Here is a 15,948-nt window from a genome sequence, read left to right on the forward strand (position 1 = left end):
AAGTGACTTCCTTTGCTGATAGAGGGCTCAAACGTCAGAGGCCGGAGTGACGACCAAGTCGAGTTCGCTCAGTACCCGAGCGCGGGAATCGTCATCTGCCAGTACGCCTTCAATCGCCTTGCGAAAGCTCGGCGCATTACCCAGCGGGCCCTTCAGCGCCACCAGTGCGTCTCGCAGCTCCATTAGCTTTTTAAGCTCCGGGACTTGATTCACCAGGCTGGCCGGGGTGAAGTCCTTCATTGCCCGGATACTCAGCGCAATCGCCAGCTCATCCGCACCGCCTTCGTCCTGAAGGCGATTAGGCACGCCCATGCTTAACTCCAGGCCCTGCTTGGAAAGCACCTCGTCAAAGGTCATTTTGTCGATGGAAATAGGCTTGCGGTCTTCAAGCTTTCGATCATCAAAACGATGGATATAGTCGCCGACCACGAGCAGTTTGAGCGGCAGTTCGATTTCTTCCTGAGCCCCTCCAGTCGCGGGTTTGAACGTGATGTTGATACGTTCCTTGGGGGCTACCGAGCTTTCTTTGGCCATGACGTTTTTTCCTTGCGTGTGAGCGGCCCTGAGGCCTATTCGAGTACCACTTCCAGATCGAGGTGGCACAACCTGCGATACATCTCATCCTTGCGTTCTCGCACTTCGTGGTTCTGCGGCAGGAGCTCGCAGCAGCGATGTAGAAGACGCAAAACTTCAAGAACCAGATCGGGTTCCCATGCCTGTAGCCCGTTGCGATGGAGTTGCTGGTCAAGCATTTCGAGCTGGGTCTTGGCCAGTTCGTATTTCTTGGCCTGAAAGCACAGGCGAGCGAGGGTCATCTGCCAAAAGAAACGCACTCTCTCGCCTTGAACACCGCTCTGGGCGCGCTTGAGCAATTGCACCGCGGGTTTAAAACCACTGTCGCGAAACTCGGTCATCGCCGCTTCAAGCGCGATCTCCCATGCCGGCATCTGGGCCACCGTAGCCACCGCCAGTGACTCGCTCGGGGCCTGAAGATGGGGCATCACCTGAGCAGCAATCCAGGTGCGGGTCTGCAGGTCGGCGAACGGCGCACCGTCGTTAAAACGCAGCTCCACAAGCCCAGGCAGGCGCTGGAGCAACAGTGCCAAATGGTGCTCGACCTCACGCATGGCACCATCGGCTTTCAACGCGTGCAGGCACTCCCAGACCATGCGCTGACCGTCGAGCCAAAAGGGTGATTTCGTGAGGCTGGTCTCAAGGTCGACCAACACATCGGCAAACTGCCCCTGAGCAAACCGCTCCTTGTAACTTTTGAGCTTGTCTGCGGGCAGTCCGCGCAATTGGGTGATGTGCTCCAGATTGCGCTCCGGGGTGACGTCGATGGCCAGCCAGGTCAGGGTGCGATTCAGACGTAACGCCCGCGCATCGCTGGCCTGCTGTTTCAACCACCACACACACAGTGGGCGGGCAACTTCCTGCAAGCCACGCAACGCTTTGTGTGCGTCTTTTTCGTTATTGATTGGGGCCGCGGGCTCCAGTAACTGCGAGGCAACTTGCTTGACCTGCGCCACTGCTGCCGCAATCGAGCCTGAGTCGGGCAGGCTTTCTGCGGCGCGCTGAACCATGCGCCCCAAGCGGCGGCAAACCGGTAACAGCAAAGGCACGTCATTCCCCATGTGCTGAGCCAGCATGCTCTCCAACTCCAACAACAGCTCAACCATGTGCTTGAAAAGCGGCAGTTGCTCTTTGATCGGGATGCTTTCGTTGAGCACCAGATCCAGGCGGGACGACAACCAACTGATGGTCGCGCCACGGGTGCGCACCTTCAAAGGGTGTATGTCTGCCCAATGGTGCTTGCACAGGTAATGCAGCAGCCCCAGCCCGGCCAGTAACCCTTGATACGACTCTCTCTGATACAACGCCCAGGTAAGCCAGACGCCGGCACGCAAGTCTTTGGAGTGGTCTCGCAGCAAAGCCTCGCTCTGCTCCATCACGACAAACCAGTCGACCTGGTTTTGCTCATGCATGGACTGCGATTTGCCCAACTCAAGCTCCAGCGCCTCGAACTCATTCGAATAGCGCACGTCACTACCCGCGAAGTTATCTTTGAACACGGGCGTTTTAGCCAAGTCGATGTGGCGAGCAAACAGCTTGCTGGAGTAAGTCATCGCTTCTCGCACCCCGAACTCGGGCGCATTTCGAAAACCATGCAAAAGCTAAAGGGATTGTTCACTGCTCTCGACCGACTCCATTCAATTGGCGAGACCTTAGGCGATAGTTCAAAAGAAAAATGTCGGAATTTTCTGCAATTTCGAAAGAAAGTTCCGCGAACCAAAAAAAACAGCAAACCCCCGATTTGTAAGGGCCAATCGCACATTATCTCGACTTTTTTCCTACAGCTTTTGGTGTGAAAACATACGAAGGATTGAGCAGCGGTACGTAGCCTTCATAACGAAGTGAGAAAAGGTTGGATTCAAAGAGAGCCATCCCACGCCAGGACTTCATGAGCAGCCTTCCGATTTGCCCCAAACCCCGGTGTCTGCTAGTGTCGGCCGGTTAAAAAGCCTACCGAGACCGCCGCTATGGCCCGCAAAAAAACGCCCCTTGACTTCGAACAATCTTTAGCCGACCTGCAAACGCTGGTTGAGCGTCTGGAAAATGGCGAGTTGTCACTGGAAGACTCCCTGACCGCCTTCGAACAAGGCATCCGCCTGACGCGAGATTGCCAGGGCGCACTGGCTCAAGCCGAACAGAAAGTGCAGATCCTGCTTGAGCGTGATGGTGAGTTGGCGCAAGAGCCCTTTGATGCGGAACAGCCCGAATGATTGATGCTTACCAGACCAGCAGCCAGGCACGTGTCAATGCGGCGCTTGAGCACTTGTTTGTCGCTCCGGCACCTGAGCTGGCCAGGCTTTACGAGGCCATGCGCTACAGCGTGATGAATGGTGGCAAACGGGTGAGACCGCTGCTGGCTTATGCAGCCTGCGAAGCGCTGGGGGTTGCCCCTGAACGAGCAAATGGCGCGGCCTGTGCGGTAGAGCTCATCCACGCCTATTCGCTGGTGCATGACGATTTGCCGGCGATGGACGATGACGATTTGCGCCGTGGCCAACCGACCACCCATAAAGCCTTTGACGAAGCCTGCGCCATCCTTGCGGGTGATGGCCTGCAAAGCTTGGCGTTCAGCACCCTGCTCGACCCGCAACTCAATACGCTGGACGCCGATACGCGCTTGCAGATGGTCTCGGCGTTGGCGTTGGCCGCAGGCCCGGCAGGCATGGTTGGCGGTCAGGCCATTGACCTGGGGTCGGTCGGAATCAAGCTCGACCGCACAGCCCTTGAGTTCATGCACCGGCACAAAACCGGCGCCCTGATCGAAGCCAGCGTGCAACTCGGGGCGCTTGCAAGTGGTCGCTCTACTGCTGCCGACCTGGCTGCGCTCAACAGCTATGCACGGGCGATTGGTCTGGCGTTTCAGGTACAGGACGACATTCTCGATGTTGAAAGCGATACCGCTACCCTGGGCAAACGCCAAGGCGCTGATATTGCCAGAGACAAACCCACCTACCCTGCACTGATGGGGCTAGAGGGGGCAAAAGACTATGCCTTGGAGTTACGCGATCAAGCACTGAAAGCGTTGCAAACTTTTGACACAGCTGCAGACCCATTACGCGCACTGGCACGCTATATCGTGGATCGCCGCCACTAACAGGTCGTAAAACCCAGTTATTTCTGACAGTTTCTAATGCCAAGGTCTGACTAACGAATGCCAGACTGCGTGGGCAGGTTACGTTCCATGAGGTAAACTGCGGCTTCTTTTATATCTATAACGATTCGCCTGATGCCAACGACGTTTCAAGAGATTCCCCGCACGCGCCCAACCACTCCTCTGCTCGACCGGGCGGGCACGCCTGTGGGCCTGCGCCGACTGGCCGAAGCCGAGCTGGAAACGCTGGCCGATGAACTGCGCCAGGAACTGCTCTACACCGTCGGCCAGACGGGCGGGCATTTTGGTGCCGGCCTGGGTGTTATTGAACTGACGATTGCCCTGCACTATGTGTTCGACACCCCGGATGACCGGTTGGTGTGGGATGTGGGCCATCAGGCGTATCCGCACAAAATCCTCACCGGTCGCCGTGAGCTGATGCACAGTCTGCGCCAGAAGGACGGCATTGCCGCCTTCCCGCGCCGTACTGAGAGTGAGTACGACACCTTTGGCGTTGGCCACTCCAGCACGTCTATCAGCGCAGCGCTGGGCATGGCCATTGCCGCCCGCCTGCAAAACAGCGAGCGCAAAGCGATTGCTGTGATTGGTGACGGCGCGCTGACGGCGGGCATGGCGTTTGAAGCGCTGAACCATGCGCCTGAAGTCGATGCCAACATGCTGGTGATTCTCAACGACAACGACATGTCGATCTCGCGCAATGTCGGTGGTTTGTCCAATTACCTGGCCAAAATCCTGTCGAGCCGCACCTACGCCAGCATGCGTGAAGGCAGCAAGAAAGTGCTGTCACGCCTGCCGGGCGCCTGGGAGATTGCCCGCCGTACCGAAGAGTACGCCAAGGGCATGCTGGTCCCCGGCACACTATTCGAAGAGCTGGGCTGGAACTACATCGGCCCTATCGATGGCCACGACCTGCCGACCCTGATCGCGACGCTGCGCAATATGCGCGACCTTAAAGGCCCGCAGTTCCTGCATATCGTGACCAAAAAGGGTAAGGGCTTCGCCCCGGCCGAAGCGGACCCGATCGGTTATCACGCCATCACCAAACTTGAACCGCTGGACGCGCCAAAAGCGGCTCCAAAAGTCGCCAGCGGACCAAAGTACTCGGCGGTGTTCGGCGAGTGGCTGTGCGACATGGCTGCGGCAGACCCGCGTCTTGTCGGCATTACCCCGGCGATGAAAGAAGGTTCGGACCTGATCGCTTTCAGCGAGCGCTTCCCGCTGCGTTATTTCGACGTAGCGATTGCCGAGCAGCATGCGGTCACTTTAGCGGCCGGCATGGCCTGCGAAGGCGCAAAGCCGGTTGTTGCGATTTACTCGACCTTCTTGCAGCGCGGCTATGACCAGTTGGTGCATGACGTTGCCGTGCAGAACCTGGATGTACTGTTTGCCATCGACCGTGCCGGTCTGGTGGGTGAAGACGGCCCGACTCACGCCGGCAGCTTCGACCTCTCCTACCTGCGCTGCATTCCGGGCATGGTCATCATGACCCCAAGCGACGAAAACGAACTGCGCAAAATGCTCACCACCGGGCATCTGTACAACGGCCCTGCAGCCGTTCGCTACCCGCGCGGCACCGGCCCGAATGCGCCAATCGAAAAAACCCTGGAACCGCTGGAAATCGGTAAAGGTGTCATTCGCCGTCAGGGCAACAAAGTTGCGCTGCTGGTATTCGGCGTACAGCTGGCTGAAGCCCTGCAAGTGGCAGAAAAAATCGACGCGACCGTGGTCGACATGCGCTTCGTCAAACCGATGGATGAAACACTGGTTCGCGAAATGGCCGACAGCCATGAGCTGCTGGTAACCATTGAAGAAAACGCCATCATGGGCGGCGCGGGTTCGGCTGTCAGTGAGTTCCTGGCCCGTGAAAACGTGCTTATGCCTGTGCTGCACCTGGGTTTGCCGGATGTGTACGTCGAACATGCCAAACCTAGCCAGATGCTGGCGGAATGCGGACTGGATGCTGCGGGCATTGAAGCCTCAGTGCGTGAGCGAATGGCGTTGTTGGGGTTGTAACCCGAACTGCTGACGTGTAGCCGCTGCCGCAGGCTGCGATGGGTTGCGTAGCGACCCCGTTGTAGAAGGCCCTGTGGCCCTTATCGCAGCCTGCGGCAGCGGCTACAGAGTTGACACCATGAAACACCTCGTACTGTTACTTGGATTTATCCCCGCCAGCCAGTTACTCGCCGACACCCTTGAACGCGAAAATGCACTCAAGCTCCCGCAAACACTGATTACCGGCAATCGACAGGTTGAAGCGCGCTCGGACAGTACCAGCGCCAACAGCGTGTTCACCCGTGACGATATCGACCGCCTGCAACCCACCAGCCTGACGGATCTGTTAAGCCGGGTTCCCGGTGTGCAAGTCGCACGCAGTGGCGGGCGTGGAGCGTTGCCGGGTATCTATATTCGCGGCACTAAATCGGCGCAAAGCCTGGTGCTGGTGGACGGCCAGCGTATGGCCAACGCCACGTCAGCGGACAGCAACCTGCAATACCTGAACATTGACCAAATCGAGCGCGTGGAAGTCCTGCGCGGCTCGCGTTCGGTGATCTATGGCAGCGATGCGATTGGTGGGGTGATTCAGATTTTTACCCGCCGGGGTGCAGTTCACGCCCCTCAGCTACGGCTGCACAGTGCCGTGGGCAGTTACGGCAGCACGCTGAACAGCCTCGGCATCTCCGGGGGTGATACGCAAACCCGTTATAACCTGAGCGCCAGCCTCGAAAACACGGCGGGGATTAATCGCACTACCGTGTCGTACCCGGTGGATAACGACCACGACGCGTACCGCAATAAGTCCGTGAGCTTGAATCTCAGCCACAACCTTACTGATGCCGTCGAAGTAGGCGTCAGTGCCATTAAAAACACCGGCAAAACCGAGCTGGACGCCATGTTCGGGCAAAAGGGTTACAGCGACTTTGATATCAGCAGTGTCGGAGGCTTTATCGACGCGCAAATCAACGACCGCTGGAACTCACGTGTCGAATGGGGTCATAGCGAAAACCGCGAGAAGACCCGGGACAAACTCAGCCCGGATCTTTACGCGTTCAATACCTATCGCGACTCGCTGAACTGGCAAAACAACCTGACACTCAATGATCAGCACAGCCTGATTGTGGGTGCCGACAGCTATGAAGACCGCGTGCGCAGCAGCACCGTTTTCGACGAAGACAGCCGCTGGAACCGCGCCGTGTTTGTTCAACACCGCTTTCATGGGGATTACTTTTCGACCGAGTTAGGCGTGCGCCACGATCAGAACCAGCAGTTCGGCAGTCACAACACTTGGAGCGCGAGTCTGAGCGTACCGCTCAATGTGGACAACGAGGTGCTGCTGTCTTACAGCGAAGGGTTCAGGGCGCCGACCTTTAACGATTTGTACTACCCGCAATATGGCAATTCGGCTCTCAAACCTGAATATTCGAAAAGTTACGAGCTGCAATGGCGCAGCCAGTTGACTGACAGCAGCCGACTGGAAACGTCGGTTTACCGCACCGACATTCGTGATGCGATCGTGGCGGACGCCGATTTCATTCAGCAGAATATTGGTGCCGCACGGATCACCGGGTTTGAAAGCGCATTGCATCAGGAGTGGTTCGGCTGGCAGAGCAGTCTGGGCGTGGCCATTATCGACCCGCGGGATCGCGATACCGGTCATACCTTAAGCCGCCGCGCGCGGCGTACTGTGAGCCTGGATCTGGACCGCCAGTTCGACCGCCTGGGTGTCGGGGCCAGCTGGCAAGCGGTGAGCAGCAGCTTTAATGACGACGACAACAAGCAACCGATTGGTGGCTACGGGTTGCTGGGGCTGCGTGGCAACTGGATCGCCAGCCCAGAGGTACGGCTGGAGTTGAAAGTCGACAACCTGTTGGACAAATCCTTTACCCGAGCGCTCTACAGCTATGACGGCAATTACTATGGCTATCGCGAAGAGCGCCGCAGTGTGCAATTGGCCGTCACCTGGACCCCCACCCTGTGACTTCACCGTAGCAGCTGTCGAGGAACGAGGCTGCGTCCGGCGGCGTAGCCGTCGCAAAGCCTACTTGCGCGGTGTCTCCATGAGTTTGGGATTTCAGGCTTTACGATCGCTGCGCAATCGCACGTCGCCTTCGGCAACTGCTACGGGTTAAGTTGTTCACACAGCTGGGCGGTCGCTTCAATCATCTGCCCGCTTGGCCGCTCAAGGCCTTTGTCCTTCAACAACAGTAGACGCCCATGCTTGACCGCATCGAGTTGCGGCCAGACCTTCCAGGCATCCAGCTGCGCCTGGCTGCCAGCAATGATCACTTCGGGATTACGCTGCAACACCGACTCGATACTGACCTGCGGCGCCGGGAGCTTTAGGTCGTCAAAGACGTTCCTCGCTCCACACACCGCCAGGGCGTCGCTGATAATCTGGCCTGCGCCTACGGTGTAGAGCGGCTGATCCCACACTTGATAAAACACCCGCAACGGTTTGTCGCGCCGGTACTCGGCTCGCAGTTGAGCCAGACGCTCGCGCAGCTGTGCCGCCACCGCTTGCCCGCGTTCGGGCCGGTTCAAGACGCGCGACAAGGCTTCAATCTGGTTCGCCAGTTGATCAAGGCTGTTGGGTTCGGCAACGTAGGTGGGCAAATTTAGCCGGTGCAGTTGCTCACGCTGAGCAGCACCAACGCTGCCGGGCCAGAGCAGGATGAGATCGGGTTGCAGGCTGAGCAAACGCTCCATGTTCAACTGACCATAGCGACCCACCGAAGGCACATCAGCCAATGCCGGTGATGACTCGCCGGCATCCAGCCGACCCACCAGCAAATCGGCTGCCCCCAGCTCGACCACCATTTCAGTCAAGGACGGCGCCAGGCTCACCACGCGCGAGGCCGCCATGGCCGGAATGCCTAACGCCAGCAGCAATACCACCAGCCCGATACGCATCAGCCGATCTGACGCGGTATGCGGTAGAGGTAAAACAGCAGCAGCGTGGAGACCACCAGCAACAGCAATGGCACGCCTTCAAGACCGACAAACACGGCCAGGGTGGCCAGCCAGGCCGGCAAGCCCGCCACCAGCAACGCCGGATAACGCACCCGGGCGAGCGTCGCCCAGGCAGCAGGCTCTTGCGGGCTGCCCAACGATTTTTGCAGGGCGATCAACGCGTGTTTGTAAGGCCCGAAGAACCGCAGCGTGACAAACATGGAGGCAACACCGGCGATGAACAGCGGCATTTTCAGAAAGGGCAGCAAGGGGGGCGATTCGCCAAAGAAAATCTCAGCCAACAATAAGGGCAGCATCGTAAGCACAAGCTGCTGCCACCAACTGAAGCTCAAACGTCGGCGAATCTGACCCCGGGTCACGCGGGATCGGCTTCGCTTTGATGCTGATTGCCCATCATGTGCCCGAGTTTGCTGGCTTTGGTCGCCAGATACAGCTTGTTGTGCGGGTTTTGGCCCGTGTGCAGCGGAACACGCTCGGCCACGGTGATGCCCATGTCGGTCAAGGCTTTGACTTTGCGCGGGTTGTTGGTCATCAAACGCAGCGACTTCACACCCAGATGCTCCAGCATCGGCAAGCAGATGGCGTAGTCGCGCTGATCGGCAGCGAAGCCCAGACGCTCATTGGCTTCCACGGTATCTGCACCGCCGTCCTGTAACTCGTAGGCGCGGATTTTATTCAGCAAGCCAATTCCACGGCCTTCCTGACGCAGGTACAGCAATACGCCACGACCTTCACGCGCGATCGCTTGCAACGCGGCTTCGAGCTGCGAGCCGCAGTCACAGCGCTGGCTGAACAAGGCATCGCCCGTCAGGCATTCGGAGTGGATCCGGCCCAATACCGGCGCCCCGTCTGCCACGTCGCCCAAACTGAGCACAACGTGTTCACGACCTGTGGCCTTCTCTAGGAAGCCATTCATGGTGAATTCGGCAAAAGGGGTGGGAAGTTTGCATGCGGCAACAAAAGCGACGGGCACCGTGTGCTCCTGATCAATTTGAGTACTGGATATTCGCAGAGGCGGCATTGTAACAGGACGTTCCTACAGACGCTTAGGCTGAATTGTGGAGGATAAATATCAAAAAGTTTGATGTCTTGCTGCACACGATTTCGTAGCAGCTGCCGTAGGCTGCGTCCGGCGGCGCAGCCGTCGCAAAATCAGCGGGCGCGGGTTATCAATTAAATCGAGTACTCTGATTTTACGATCGCTGCGCAATCGATCGCAGCCTGCGGCAGCTGCTACGGGAGCCAATCAAACGCCGAAGTGCTGGTAACCACGCGTTGTCGGGGTGATGTCCTGACCCTCGTCATCCAGCAGCCTAACGCCCTGCCCTTCAACAACACGGCCGATCACATGAATCGGCCAGCCATCGGCCAGCAAGGTCGGCAGCTCTAGCGCAGGCAAGGTGAACGCCAACACATAATCGTCACCGCCGCTCAACGCCGCTAGTTGCGCGCCGCTATCGCCCAGAAACTCTTCCAGCGCCAGCGAAACCGGCACACGGTCCAGGTCAATGACCAAGCCCACCCGCGACGCTGTCGCGATATGGCCGCAGTCTGCAAGCAAGCCATCGGAAATATCCAGTGCCGAGGTGGCTTTGCCACGCAGCGCCTGGCCGAGTGCCAGCTGCGGTTGGGGCGACCAGTAGTGCGCCAGCAGCGGCTCGCTGATCAACGGCGCGGCCGTACGCTGACCCAACACCAGAGGCAAAGCGCCTGCGGCATTGCCCAACTCGCCGCCCACACACAGCAAATCCCCAGGGCGAGCGCCGCTACGCTTCAGCGCATGGCCATTGGGAACACGGCCAAAAACCGTCAGCGTCAGGCACAGCGGCCCGCGCGTGGTATCGCCGCCGATAAGCTGCAAGCCACAGTGTTGCGCCATCCTATTTAAACCACGGGCAAACGCTTGCAACCAGTCGGCTTGAACCGTGGGTAACGTCAGGGCAAGGGTAAACGCCAGGGGTGTTGCGCCCATGGCCGCCAAGTCACTGGCCGCCACTGCCAGCGAACGCTGACCGAGCAAGAAAGGGTCGCATGGATCTGCGAAGTGCACCCCGGCAACCAGGGTGTCGGTGGAAATCGCTAGCTGTTCCCCGTGGGGAACATCCAGCAGGGCGCAGTCGTCGCCGATGCCCAGAGCAACCCCAGCGCCGCCCTGCGCACACGGCGCAGCAGCGAAGAAGTTGCGGATCAGCTCAAACTCGCCCATGGCCGACAGCGCGATTTAGCGCTTGTAAGCCTTTACTTCGGCTTCACGCAGACGTGGCGCCAGTTTGTCGAGCACACCGTTGACGAACTTGTGGCCGTCGGTGGAACCGAATACTTTGGCCAGCTCGATGCCTTCGTTGATCACAACGCGGTAAGGCACGTCGACACGCTTGAGCAGTTCCCAGGTAGACAGGCGCAGCACCGACAACTCAACCGGATCGAGTTCTTCGATGGTGATGTCCAGGCAAGGCGTCAGAGCCGTATCAATCTCGACTTTGTTCGCAGGCACGCCATGCAGGATTTCACGGAAGTACGCAGCGTCAACGTCGGTGAAATCGTTATCGACGCGGAACTGCGCTTCGATTTCGTTCAGGGACTGTTTAGCCATGTGCCACTGGTACAGGGCTTGAGTCGCCAACTGACGCGCTTCACGGCGCTTGGCACTCTTGGAAGGTTTGCCAGCGTCCGCAGGTTTCGGGTCGCGCGGGTTGAAACGATCGCTTTCGTCGGAAATCACTTGGCCTCCAACTGTGCCAACAGGCTAACCATTTCAAGGGCGGACAAGGCAGCTTCTGCGCCTTTGTTGCCGGCTTTGGTGCCGGAGCGCTCGATGGCTTGTTCAATCGAGTCAACGGTCAGCACGCCGAAGGCAACCGGTACGCCGAACTGCATGGACACTTGAGACAAGCCCTTGGTGCACTCGCCTGCAACGTATTCGAAATGCGGAGTACCGCCACGGATTACAGCGCCCAAGGCGATGATGGCGGCGAATTCGTTGCGCTGGGCAACTTTTTGCGCAACCAGCGGGATTTCAAACGCGCCCGGAGCACGGATGATGGTGATGTCGCTTTCGTTCACACCGTGGCGAACCAGGGCATCAACGGCACCACTCACCAGGCTTTCGACGACGAAGCTGTTGAAACGGCCGACTACTAGCGCGTAGCGACCTTTGGGGGCGATGAAGGTACCTTCGATGGTCTTCAGGGTCATTCGGTATGTCTCGTATTAAAGAGCCAGAGCGCACTTGCGTGCGCTCTTTAAGGATATTGGGCCACGAATTCGGACTGGACACGACCGGTCTTTATTCGGAGGGCACGTATTCTACAACTTCCAGATCGAAACCGGATATGGCATTGAACTTCATTGGTGAACTCATCAGGCGCATTTTTCGCACGCCCAGGTCACGCAGGATCTGTGAACCGGCACCGACGATGCTGTACGTGGTCGGTTTTTTGGCCGGCACCGCGTCTGCGGTTTCACGTATATGAGCCAGCAATACGTCGCCATCCAAGGGGTGCCCCAGCAACAGCACTACACCGCTGCCCGCCTCTGCCACCGCGCTCATGGCCGCGCGCAGGCTCCAGCGGCCCGGCTGCTTGACCATTAACAGGTCACGCAAAGGGTCCATGTTGTGCACACGCACCAGCGTCGGTTCTTCTGCGCTGATCTTGCCCAGGGTCAGTGCCATGTGCACATCGCCTTCGACTGAATCACGATAGGTCACCAGGTTGAATTGGCCCAGTTCGCTGTCCAGTGGCTGCTCGGCAATCCGCTGAACGGTACGTTCGTGAATCATGCGGTAGTGGATCAGGTCGGCAATGGTGCCGATCTTGATGCCGTGTTCGGCGGCAAAAAGTTCCAGTTCCGGACGACGGGCCATGGTGCCGTCGTCGTTCATCACTTCACAAATGACGCCGCTTGGCTCAAAACCGGCCATACGGGCCAGGTCGCAAGCCGCCTCGGTGTGACCTGCACGGGCCAGGGTGCCGCCGGCTTGGGCCATCAACGGGAAAATATGGCCAGGGCTGACGATGTCTTCAGCTTTGGCGTCTTTGGCCGCAGCCGCCTGTACGGTGCGCGCACGGTCCGCCGCTGAAATGCCGGTGGTCACACCTGTCGCCGCTTCGATTGACACCGTGAACTTGGTGCCAAAGCCGGAGCCATTGCGCGGAGCCATCAACGGCAGCTTCAGCAGCTCGCAGCGTTCACGGCTCATCGGCATGCAGATCAGACCACGGGCAAACCGCGCCATGAAGTTAATATGCTCGGCCTGACAGCACTCGGCTGCCATGATCAGGTCGCCTTCGTTCTCACGGTCTTCGTCATCCATAAGGATGACCATCTTGCCTTGGCGGATGTCTTCAACCAGTTCTTCGATGCTGTTGAGCGCCACGCGGCACCCCCTTAATCAGGATTTGAGATAGCCGTTGGCGGCCAGAAAACTTTCGCTGATGCCACCCGAGGTTGGCTCGGCGGCTTTATCGCCCAGCAACAAGCGTTCCAGGTAACGCGCCAACAAATCAACTTCTAGGTTCACCCGGCGGCCCGGACGGTAGTCGTCCATGATGGTTTCGCTCAGGGTATGCGGAATGATCGTCAGCGAGAACTCGGCGCCATTGACCGAGTTCACGGTCAGGCTGGTGCCGTCGACGGTGATCGAGCCTTTATGGGCAATGTATTTGGCCAGTTCTTTCGGGGCACGAATCACGAATTCAATGGCGCGGGCGTTCTCTTCACGGGAGATCACTTCGCCGACGCCATCCACATGACCGCTCACCAGATGACCGCCCAGACGCGTGGTCGGGGTCAGGGCTTTTTCCAGATTGACCCGGCTGCCGCTTTTCAATTCGTTGAACGCGGTGCAATCAAGCGTTTCGCGACTGACATCCGCCGCAAACCCGTTACCCGGCAGTTCAACGGCAGTCAGGCACACGCCATTGATCGCGATGCTGTCACCGAGTTTGACGTCGCTCAGGTCGAGCTTGCCGGTGTCTACAGAAACACGCACATCACCGCCTTTAGGGGTCAGTGCGCGGATGGTGCCGATGGATTCGATGATGCCGGTAAACATGGCGTTCCCCTTGAGAACCAAGCCTGCATTAAACGGAGGCTGAGAATTATACGCTCGCTGATGGCACAGGTATGGCTGTGACTCTCCAGTCATCGCCTACTGCGCGCATATCTGTAATTTTAAGCAACACTGCTTCACTCATATGGTTCAACGGCAGCTCAAGCAATGGCCGGGCGCTGGAACCCAAGAACTTGGCCGCGACAAAAATCTGGTATTCATCCACCAGACCTTGCTCGGCAAACGCGCCCGCCAGCCTTGGGCCGGCCTCGACCAGCACCTCGTTGACACCACGGGCGGCCAGCGCTTCCAACAGTTTGCGCAGGTCGACCTGGCCGTTGGCCCCGTGAATCACCAGGCATTCCGGCCCCGTGCGGTACTGTTCGGCGGGCGGCACACACGTGGCGACCAGCGCCGGCCCGGCCTTGAAGAACGGAGCATCCAGCGGCACCCGCAAACGCCCGTCAATCAACACCCGCAACGGTGGACGGCTAAGCGCCAGCGCGGTCAGTTCAGGGCTCAAGCCCAGCTCCGGGCCTCGCACGGTCAGGCGAGCGCCATCGGCCAAAACGGTGTCTGCACCGGTCAACACCACACTGGCTTGCGCGCGCAAACGCTGAACCGCCGAGCGCGCAGCCGGGCCGGTAATCCATTGGCTTTCGCCATTGGCCATCGCGGTACGGCCATCCAGGCTCATTGCCATCTTGACCCGCACAAACGGCAGGCCGTGCTCCATACGCTTGAGAAAACCCGGATTCAACGCGCGGGCTTCGTGCTCAAGCACGCCGCAGCGCACATCGATGCCCGCGTCTGACAGCCGTTTTAGACCACGCCCCGCGACATCCGGGTTGGGGTCTTGCATCGCCGCAACAACCCGTGCAACGCCGGCATTGACCAGTCCATCGGCACACGGCGGTGTGTGGCCGTGATGGCTGCACGGTTCAAGCGTAACGTATGCGGTGGCACCACGGGCCAACGCGCCCGCCGCTCGCAAAGCGTGAACTTCGGCATGGGGCTCGCCCGTGCGCACGTGCCAGCCTTCACCGACAATCTGCCCGTCGCGCACAATCACGCATCCGACACGCGGGTTAGGGTGTGTGGTGTACAGGCCATTGCGCGCCAATTCGATAGCGCGGGCCATGTAATGGCCGTCCAGGACGGCTTGTTCAGTGGATACGGTCATTTGGTTGAAGGCTCTCGGGCAAGGCGGTCAATCTCTTCACGGAACTCGTTAAGGTCCTGGAAGCGACGATACACAGAGGCGAAACGGATATAGGCCACTTCGTCGAGCTTTTGCAGCTCAGCCATGACCAACTCACCGACAACAAGGGATTTGACCTCGCGCTCACCCGTTGCACGCAGCTTGCTTTTGATGTGAGCCAGGGCGGCTTCAAGACGCTCGACACTGACCGGGCGCTTTTCCAGCGCACGCTGCATGCCAGCACGCAGTTTTTCTTCGTCGAACGGCTGACGGCTGCCGTCTTGCTTGATCAGGCGGGGTAATACCAACTCAGCTGTTTCAAAGGTGGTGAAGCGCTCACCACAGGCCAGGCATTCACGCCGGCGACGCACCTGATCGCCCTCGGCAACCAGACGCGAGTCGATGACTTTAGTGTCGTTGGCACCGCAGAAGGGACAGTGCATGGTGGCAGCCAACAAAAATGGGGAGCGCCATGTTAGCGCATCCCACTGGCAAGACAAGTCATAGGCTTTACGGTATACAGTCCGCCGACTATGTTTCACACCATCTGTTACGCCGACTGACTTGCCGCTGGAGCCGTCTATGCCGCTACGAACGCTTGTTTTGCTGTGCCTCGCCAGTTTGCTGGTCGCGTGTAGCAGTGAACCGCCAAAACCTGTGCAGCCTCAGGTACTGATGGAGCCAGAGACTGACGTCCCGAAAGACCTGGGCCCGCTCCCGGCTTATCAGCGTGAGATCAGCGGCGTACTGACCGGCGTACCGGCCGGTGCTGAAGTAGAACTGGCCATACTGATCATTGATGAGCGCGGGCGTCCGCAAGGTTTGATGGCCAGCAGCAAGATCACCGGCAATAACCAGGCGCTGCCGTTCAAACTGCGTTTCAACCCTGAAGCCTTTCCTGCTGGGGCACGGGTTGAACTGCGCGGGCGCGCCAGTCAGTCAGGGCAGTTGATCCTGCACCTGCCATCGCGAATTATCAGCCAGCCGTCGACGCAGGCCATGGGAACCTTGGCATTCGTCAAAGCCCCCTGAGCCTACCGT

At 58.9% G+C, this 15,948-nt stretch carries 17 protein-coding genes; 5 read left to right on the forward strand and 12 right to left on the reverse strand.

Features of this window, described 5'->3' with window-relative positions:
* Positions 1–27 precede the first annotated feature (27 nt).
* Positions 28–534 carry a type VI secretion system contractile sheath small subunit gene (tssB, locus tag FJD38_RS06750; RefSeq protein WP_146384514.1) on the reverse strand — a complete coding sequence of 169 codons (507 nt, stop codon included), beginning with the start codon at positions 532–534 and terminating at the stop codon, positions 28–30.
* 35 nt (positions 535–569) lie between these two features.
* Entirely contained in the window at positions 570–2,126 is a 1,557-nt protein-coding gene (tssA, locus tag FJD38_RS06755) for a type VI secretion system protein TssA (protein ID WP_146384516.1), read from the reverse strand.
* A gap of 414 nt (positions 2,127–2,540) precedes the next feature.
* Here tssA and FJD38_RS06760 point away from each other — a divergent pair, with 414 nt between their 5' ends.
* The 4 genes from FJD38_RS06760 (at position 2,541) to FJD38_RS06775 (ending at position 7,661) form a co-directional block, all read left to right on the forward strand.
* Positions 2,541–2,783: an exodeoxyribonuclease VII small subunit gene (locus FJD38_RS06760; protein ID WP_122782043.1), complete on the forward strand. Its 243-nt coding sequence runs from the start codon at positions 2,541–2,543 to the stop codon at positions 2,781–2,783.
* Positions 2,780–3,667: a (2E,6E)-farnesyl diphosphate synthase gene (gene ispA / locus FJD38_RS06765; RefSeq protein ID WP_122782044.1), complete on the forward strand. Its 888-nt coding sequence runs from the start codon at positions 2,780–2,782 to the stop codon at positions 3,665–3,667. The genes FJD38_RS06760 and ispA overlap by 4 nt, the downstream gene beginning before the upstream one ends.
* Positions 3,668–3,799: 132 nt before the next feature.
* On the forward strand, positions 3,800–5,698 hold the full coding sequence (dxs, locus tag FJD38_RS06770) for a 1-deoxy-D-xylulose-5-phosphate synthase (protein ID WP_146384518.1): 1,899 nt from the start codon (positions 3,800–3,802) through the stop codon (positions 5,696–5,698).
* A gap of 118 nt (positions 5,699–5,816) precedes the next feature.
* Positions 5,817–7,661, forward strand: coding sequence for a TonB-dependent receptor domain-containing protein (locus FJD38_RS06775; protein ID WP_146384520.1), 1,845 nt, complete (start codon positions 5,817–5,819; stop codon positions 7,659–7,661).
* Between the two features lie 140 nt (positions 7,662–7,801).
* Here FJD38_RS06775 and FJD38_RS06780 read toward each other — a convergent pair whose 3' ends face one another.
* From FJD38_RS06780 to nrdR, 10 genes are all read right to left on the reverse strand, one after another.
* A complete protein-coding gene (locus tag FJD38_RS06780) occupies positions 7,802–8,593 on the reverse strand; it encodes a cobalamin-binding protein (protein WP_146384522.1) in 792 nt (263 codons plus the stop codon).
* On the reverse strand, positions 8,593–9,012 hold the full coding sequence (locus tag FJD38_RS06785) for an MFS transporter (RefSeq protein WP_146384524.1): 420 nt from the start codon (positions 9,010–9,012) through the stop codon (positions 8,593–8,595). The genes FJD38_RS06780 and FJD38_RS06785 overlap by 1 nt, the downstream gene beginning before the upstream one ends.
* Complete coding sequence (gene ribA, locus FJD38_RS06790) at positions 9,009–9,626, reverse strand: GTP cyclohydrolase II (RefSeq protein WP_167654235.1); 618 nt, start codon at positions 9,624–9,626, stop codon at positions 9,009–9,011. The genes FJD38_RS06785 and ribA overlap by 4 nt, the downstream gene beginning before the upstream one ends.
* Before the next feature lie 273 nt (positions 9,627–9,899).
* Entirely contained in the window at positions 9,900–10,859 is a 960-nt protein-coding gene (thiL, locus tag FJD38_RS06795; protein ID WP_146384526.1) for a thiamine-phosphate kinase, read from the reverse strand.
* Between the two features lie 15 nt (positions 10,860–10,874).
* The gene (nusB, locus tag FJD38_RS06800) at positions 10,875–11,375 is read right to left on the reverse strand and encodes a transcription antitermination factor NusB (RefSeq protein ID WP_122782051.1); all 501 of its coding nucleotides are present in this window, start codon (positions 11,373–11,375) and stop codon (positions 10,875–10,877) included.
* Positions 11,372–11,848: a 6,7-dimethyl-8-ribityllumazine synthase gene (gene ribH / locus FJD38_RS06805; protein WP_003444275.1), complete on the reverse strand. Its 477-nt coding sequence runs from the start codon at positions 11,846–11,848 to the stop codon at positions 11,372–11,374. The genes nusB and ribH overlap by 4 nt, the downstream gene beginning before the upstream one ends.
* Before the next feature lie 91 nt (positions 11,849–11,939).
* The gene (gene ribBA / locus FJD38_RS06810) at positions 11,940–13,031 is read right to left on the reverse strand and encodes a bifunctional 3,4-dihydroxy-2-butanone-4-phosphate synthase/GTP cyclohydrolase II (protein WP_122782052.1); all 1,092 of its coding nucleotides are present in this window, start codon (positions 13,029–13,031) and stop codon (positions 11,940–11,942) included.
* Between the two features lie 15 nt (positions 13,032–13,046).
* Complete coding sequence (locus FJD38_RS06815) at positions 13,047–13,709, reverse strand: riboflavin synthase (RefSeq protein WP_122782053.1); 663 nt, start codon at positions 13,707–13,709, stop codon at positions 13,047–13,049.
* 46 nt (positions 13,710–13,755) lie between these two features.
* Positions 13,756–14,889 carry a bifunctional diaminohydroxyphosphoribosylaminopyrimidine deaminase/5-amino-6-(5-phosphoribosylamino)uracil reductase RibD gene (gene ribD / locus FJD38_RS06820; protein WP_208727493.1) on the reverse strand — a complete coding sequence of 378 codons (1,134 nt, stop codon included), beginning with the start codon at positions 14,887–14,889 and terminating at the stop codon, positions 13,756–13,758.
* Positions 14,886–15,350, reverse strand: a complete 465-nt coding sequence (gene nrdR / locus FJD38_RS06825) for a transcriptional regulator NrdR (RefSeq protein ID WP_167654236.1) — start codon at positions 15,348–15,350, stop codon at positions 14,886–14,888. The genes ribD and nrdR overlap by 4 nt, the downstream gene beginning before the upstream one ends.
* Positions 15,351–15,489: 139 nt before the next feature.
* Here nrdR and FJD38_RS06830 point away from each other — a divergent pair, with 139 nt between their 5' ends.
* Entirely contained in the window at positions 15,490–15,939 is a 450-nt protein-coding gene (locus FJD38_RS06830) for a hypothetical protein (RefSeq protein ID WP_146384528.1), read from the forward strand.
* Positions 15,940–15,948: the final 9 nt, after the last annotated feature.

It is taken from the genome of Pseudomonas saxonica (assembly GCF_007858365.1).
In the GTDB taxonomy this organism is placed as follows: domain Bacteria; phylum Pseudomonadota; class Gammaproteobacteria; order Pseudomonadales; family Pseudomonadaceae; genus Aquipseudomonas; species Aquipseudomonas saxonica.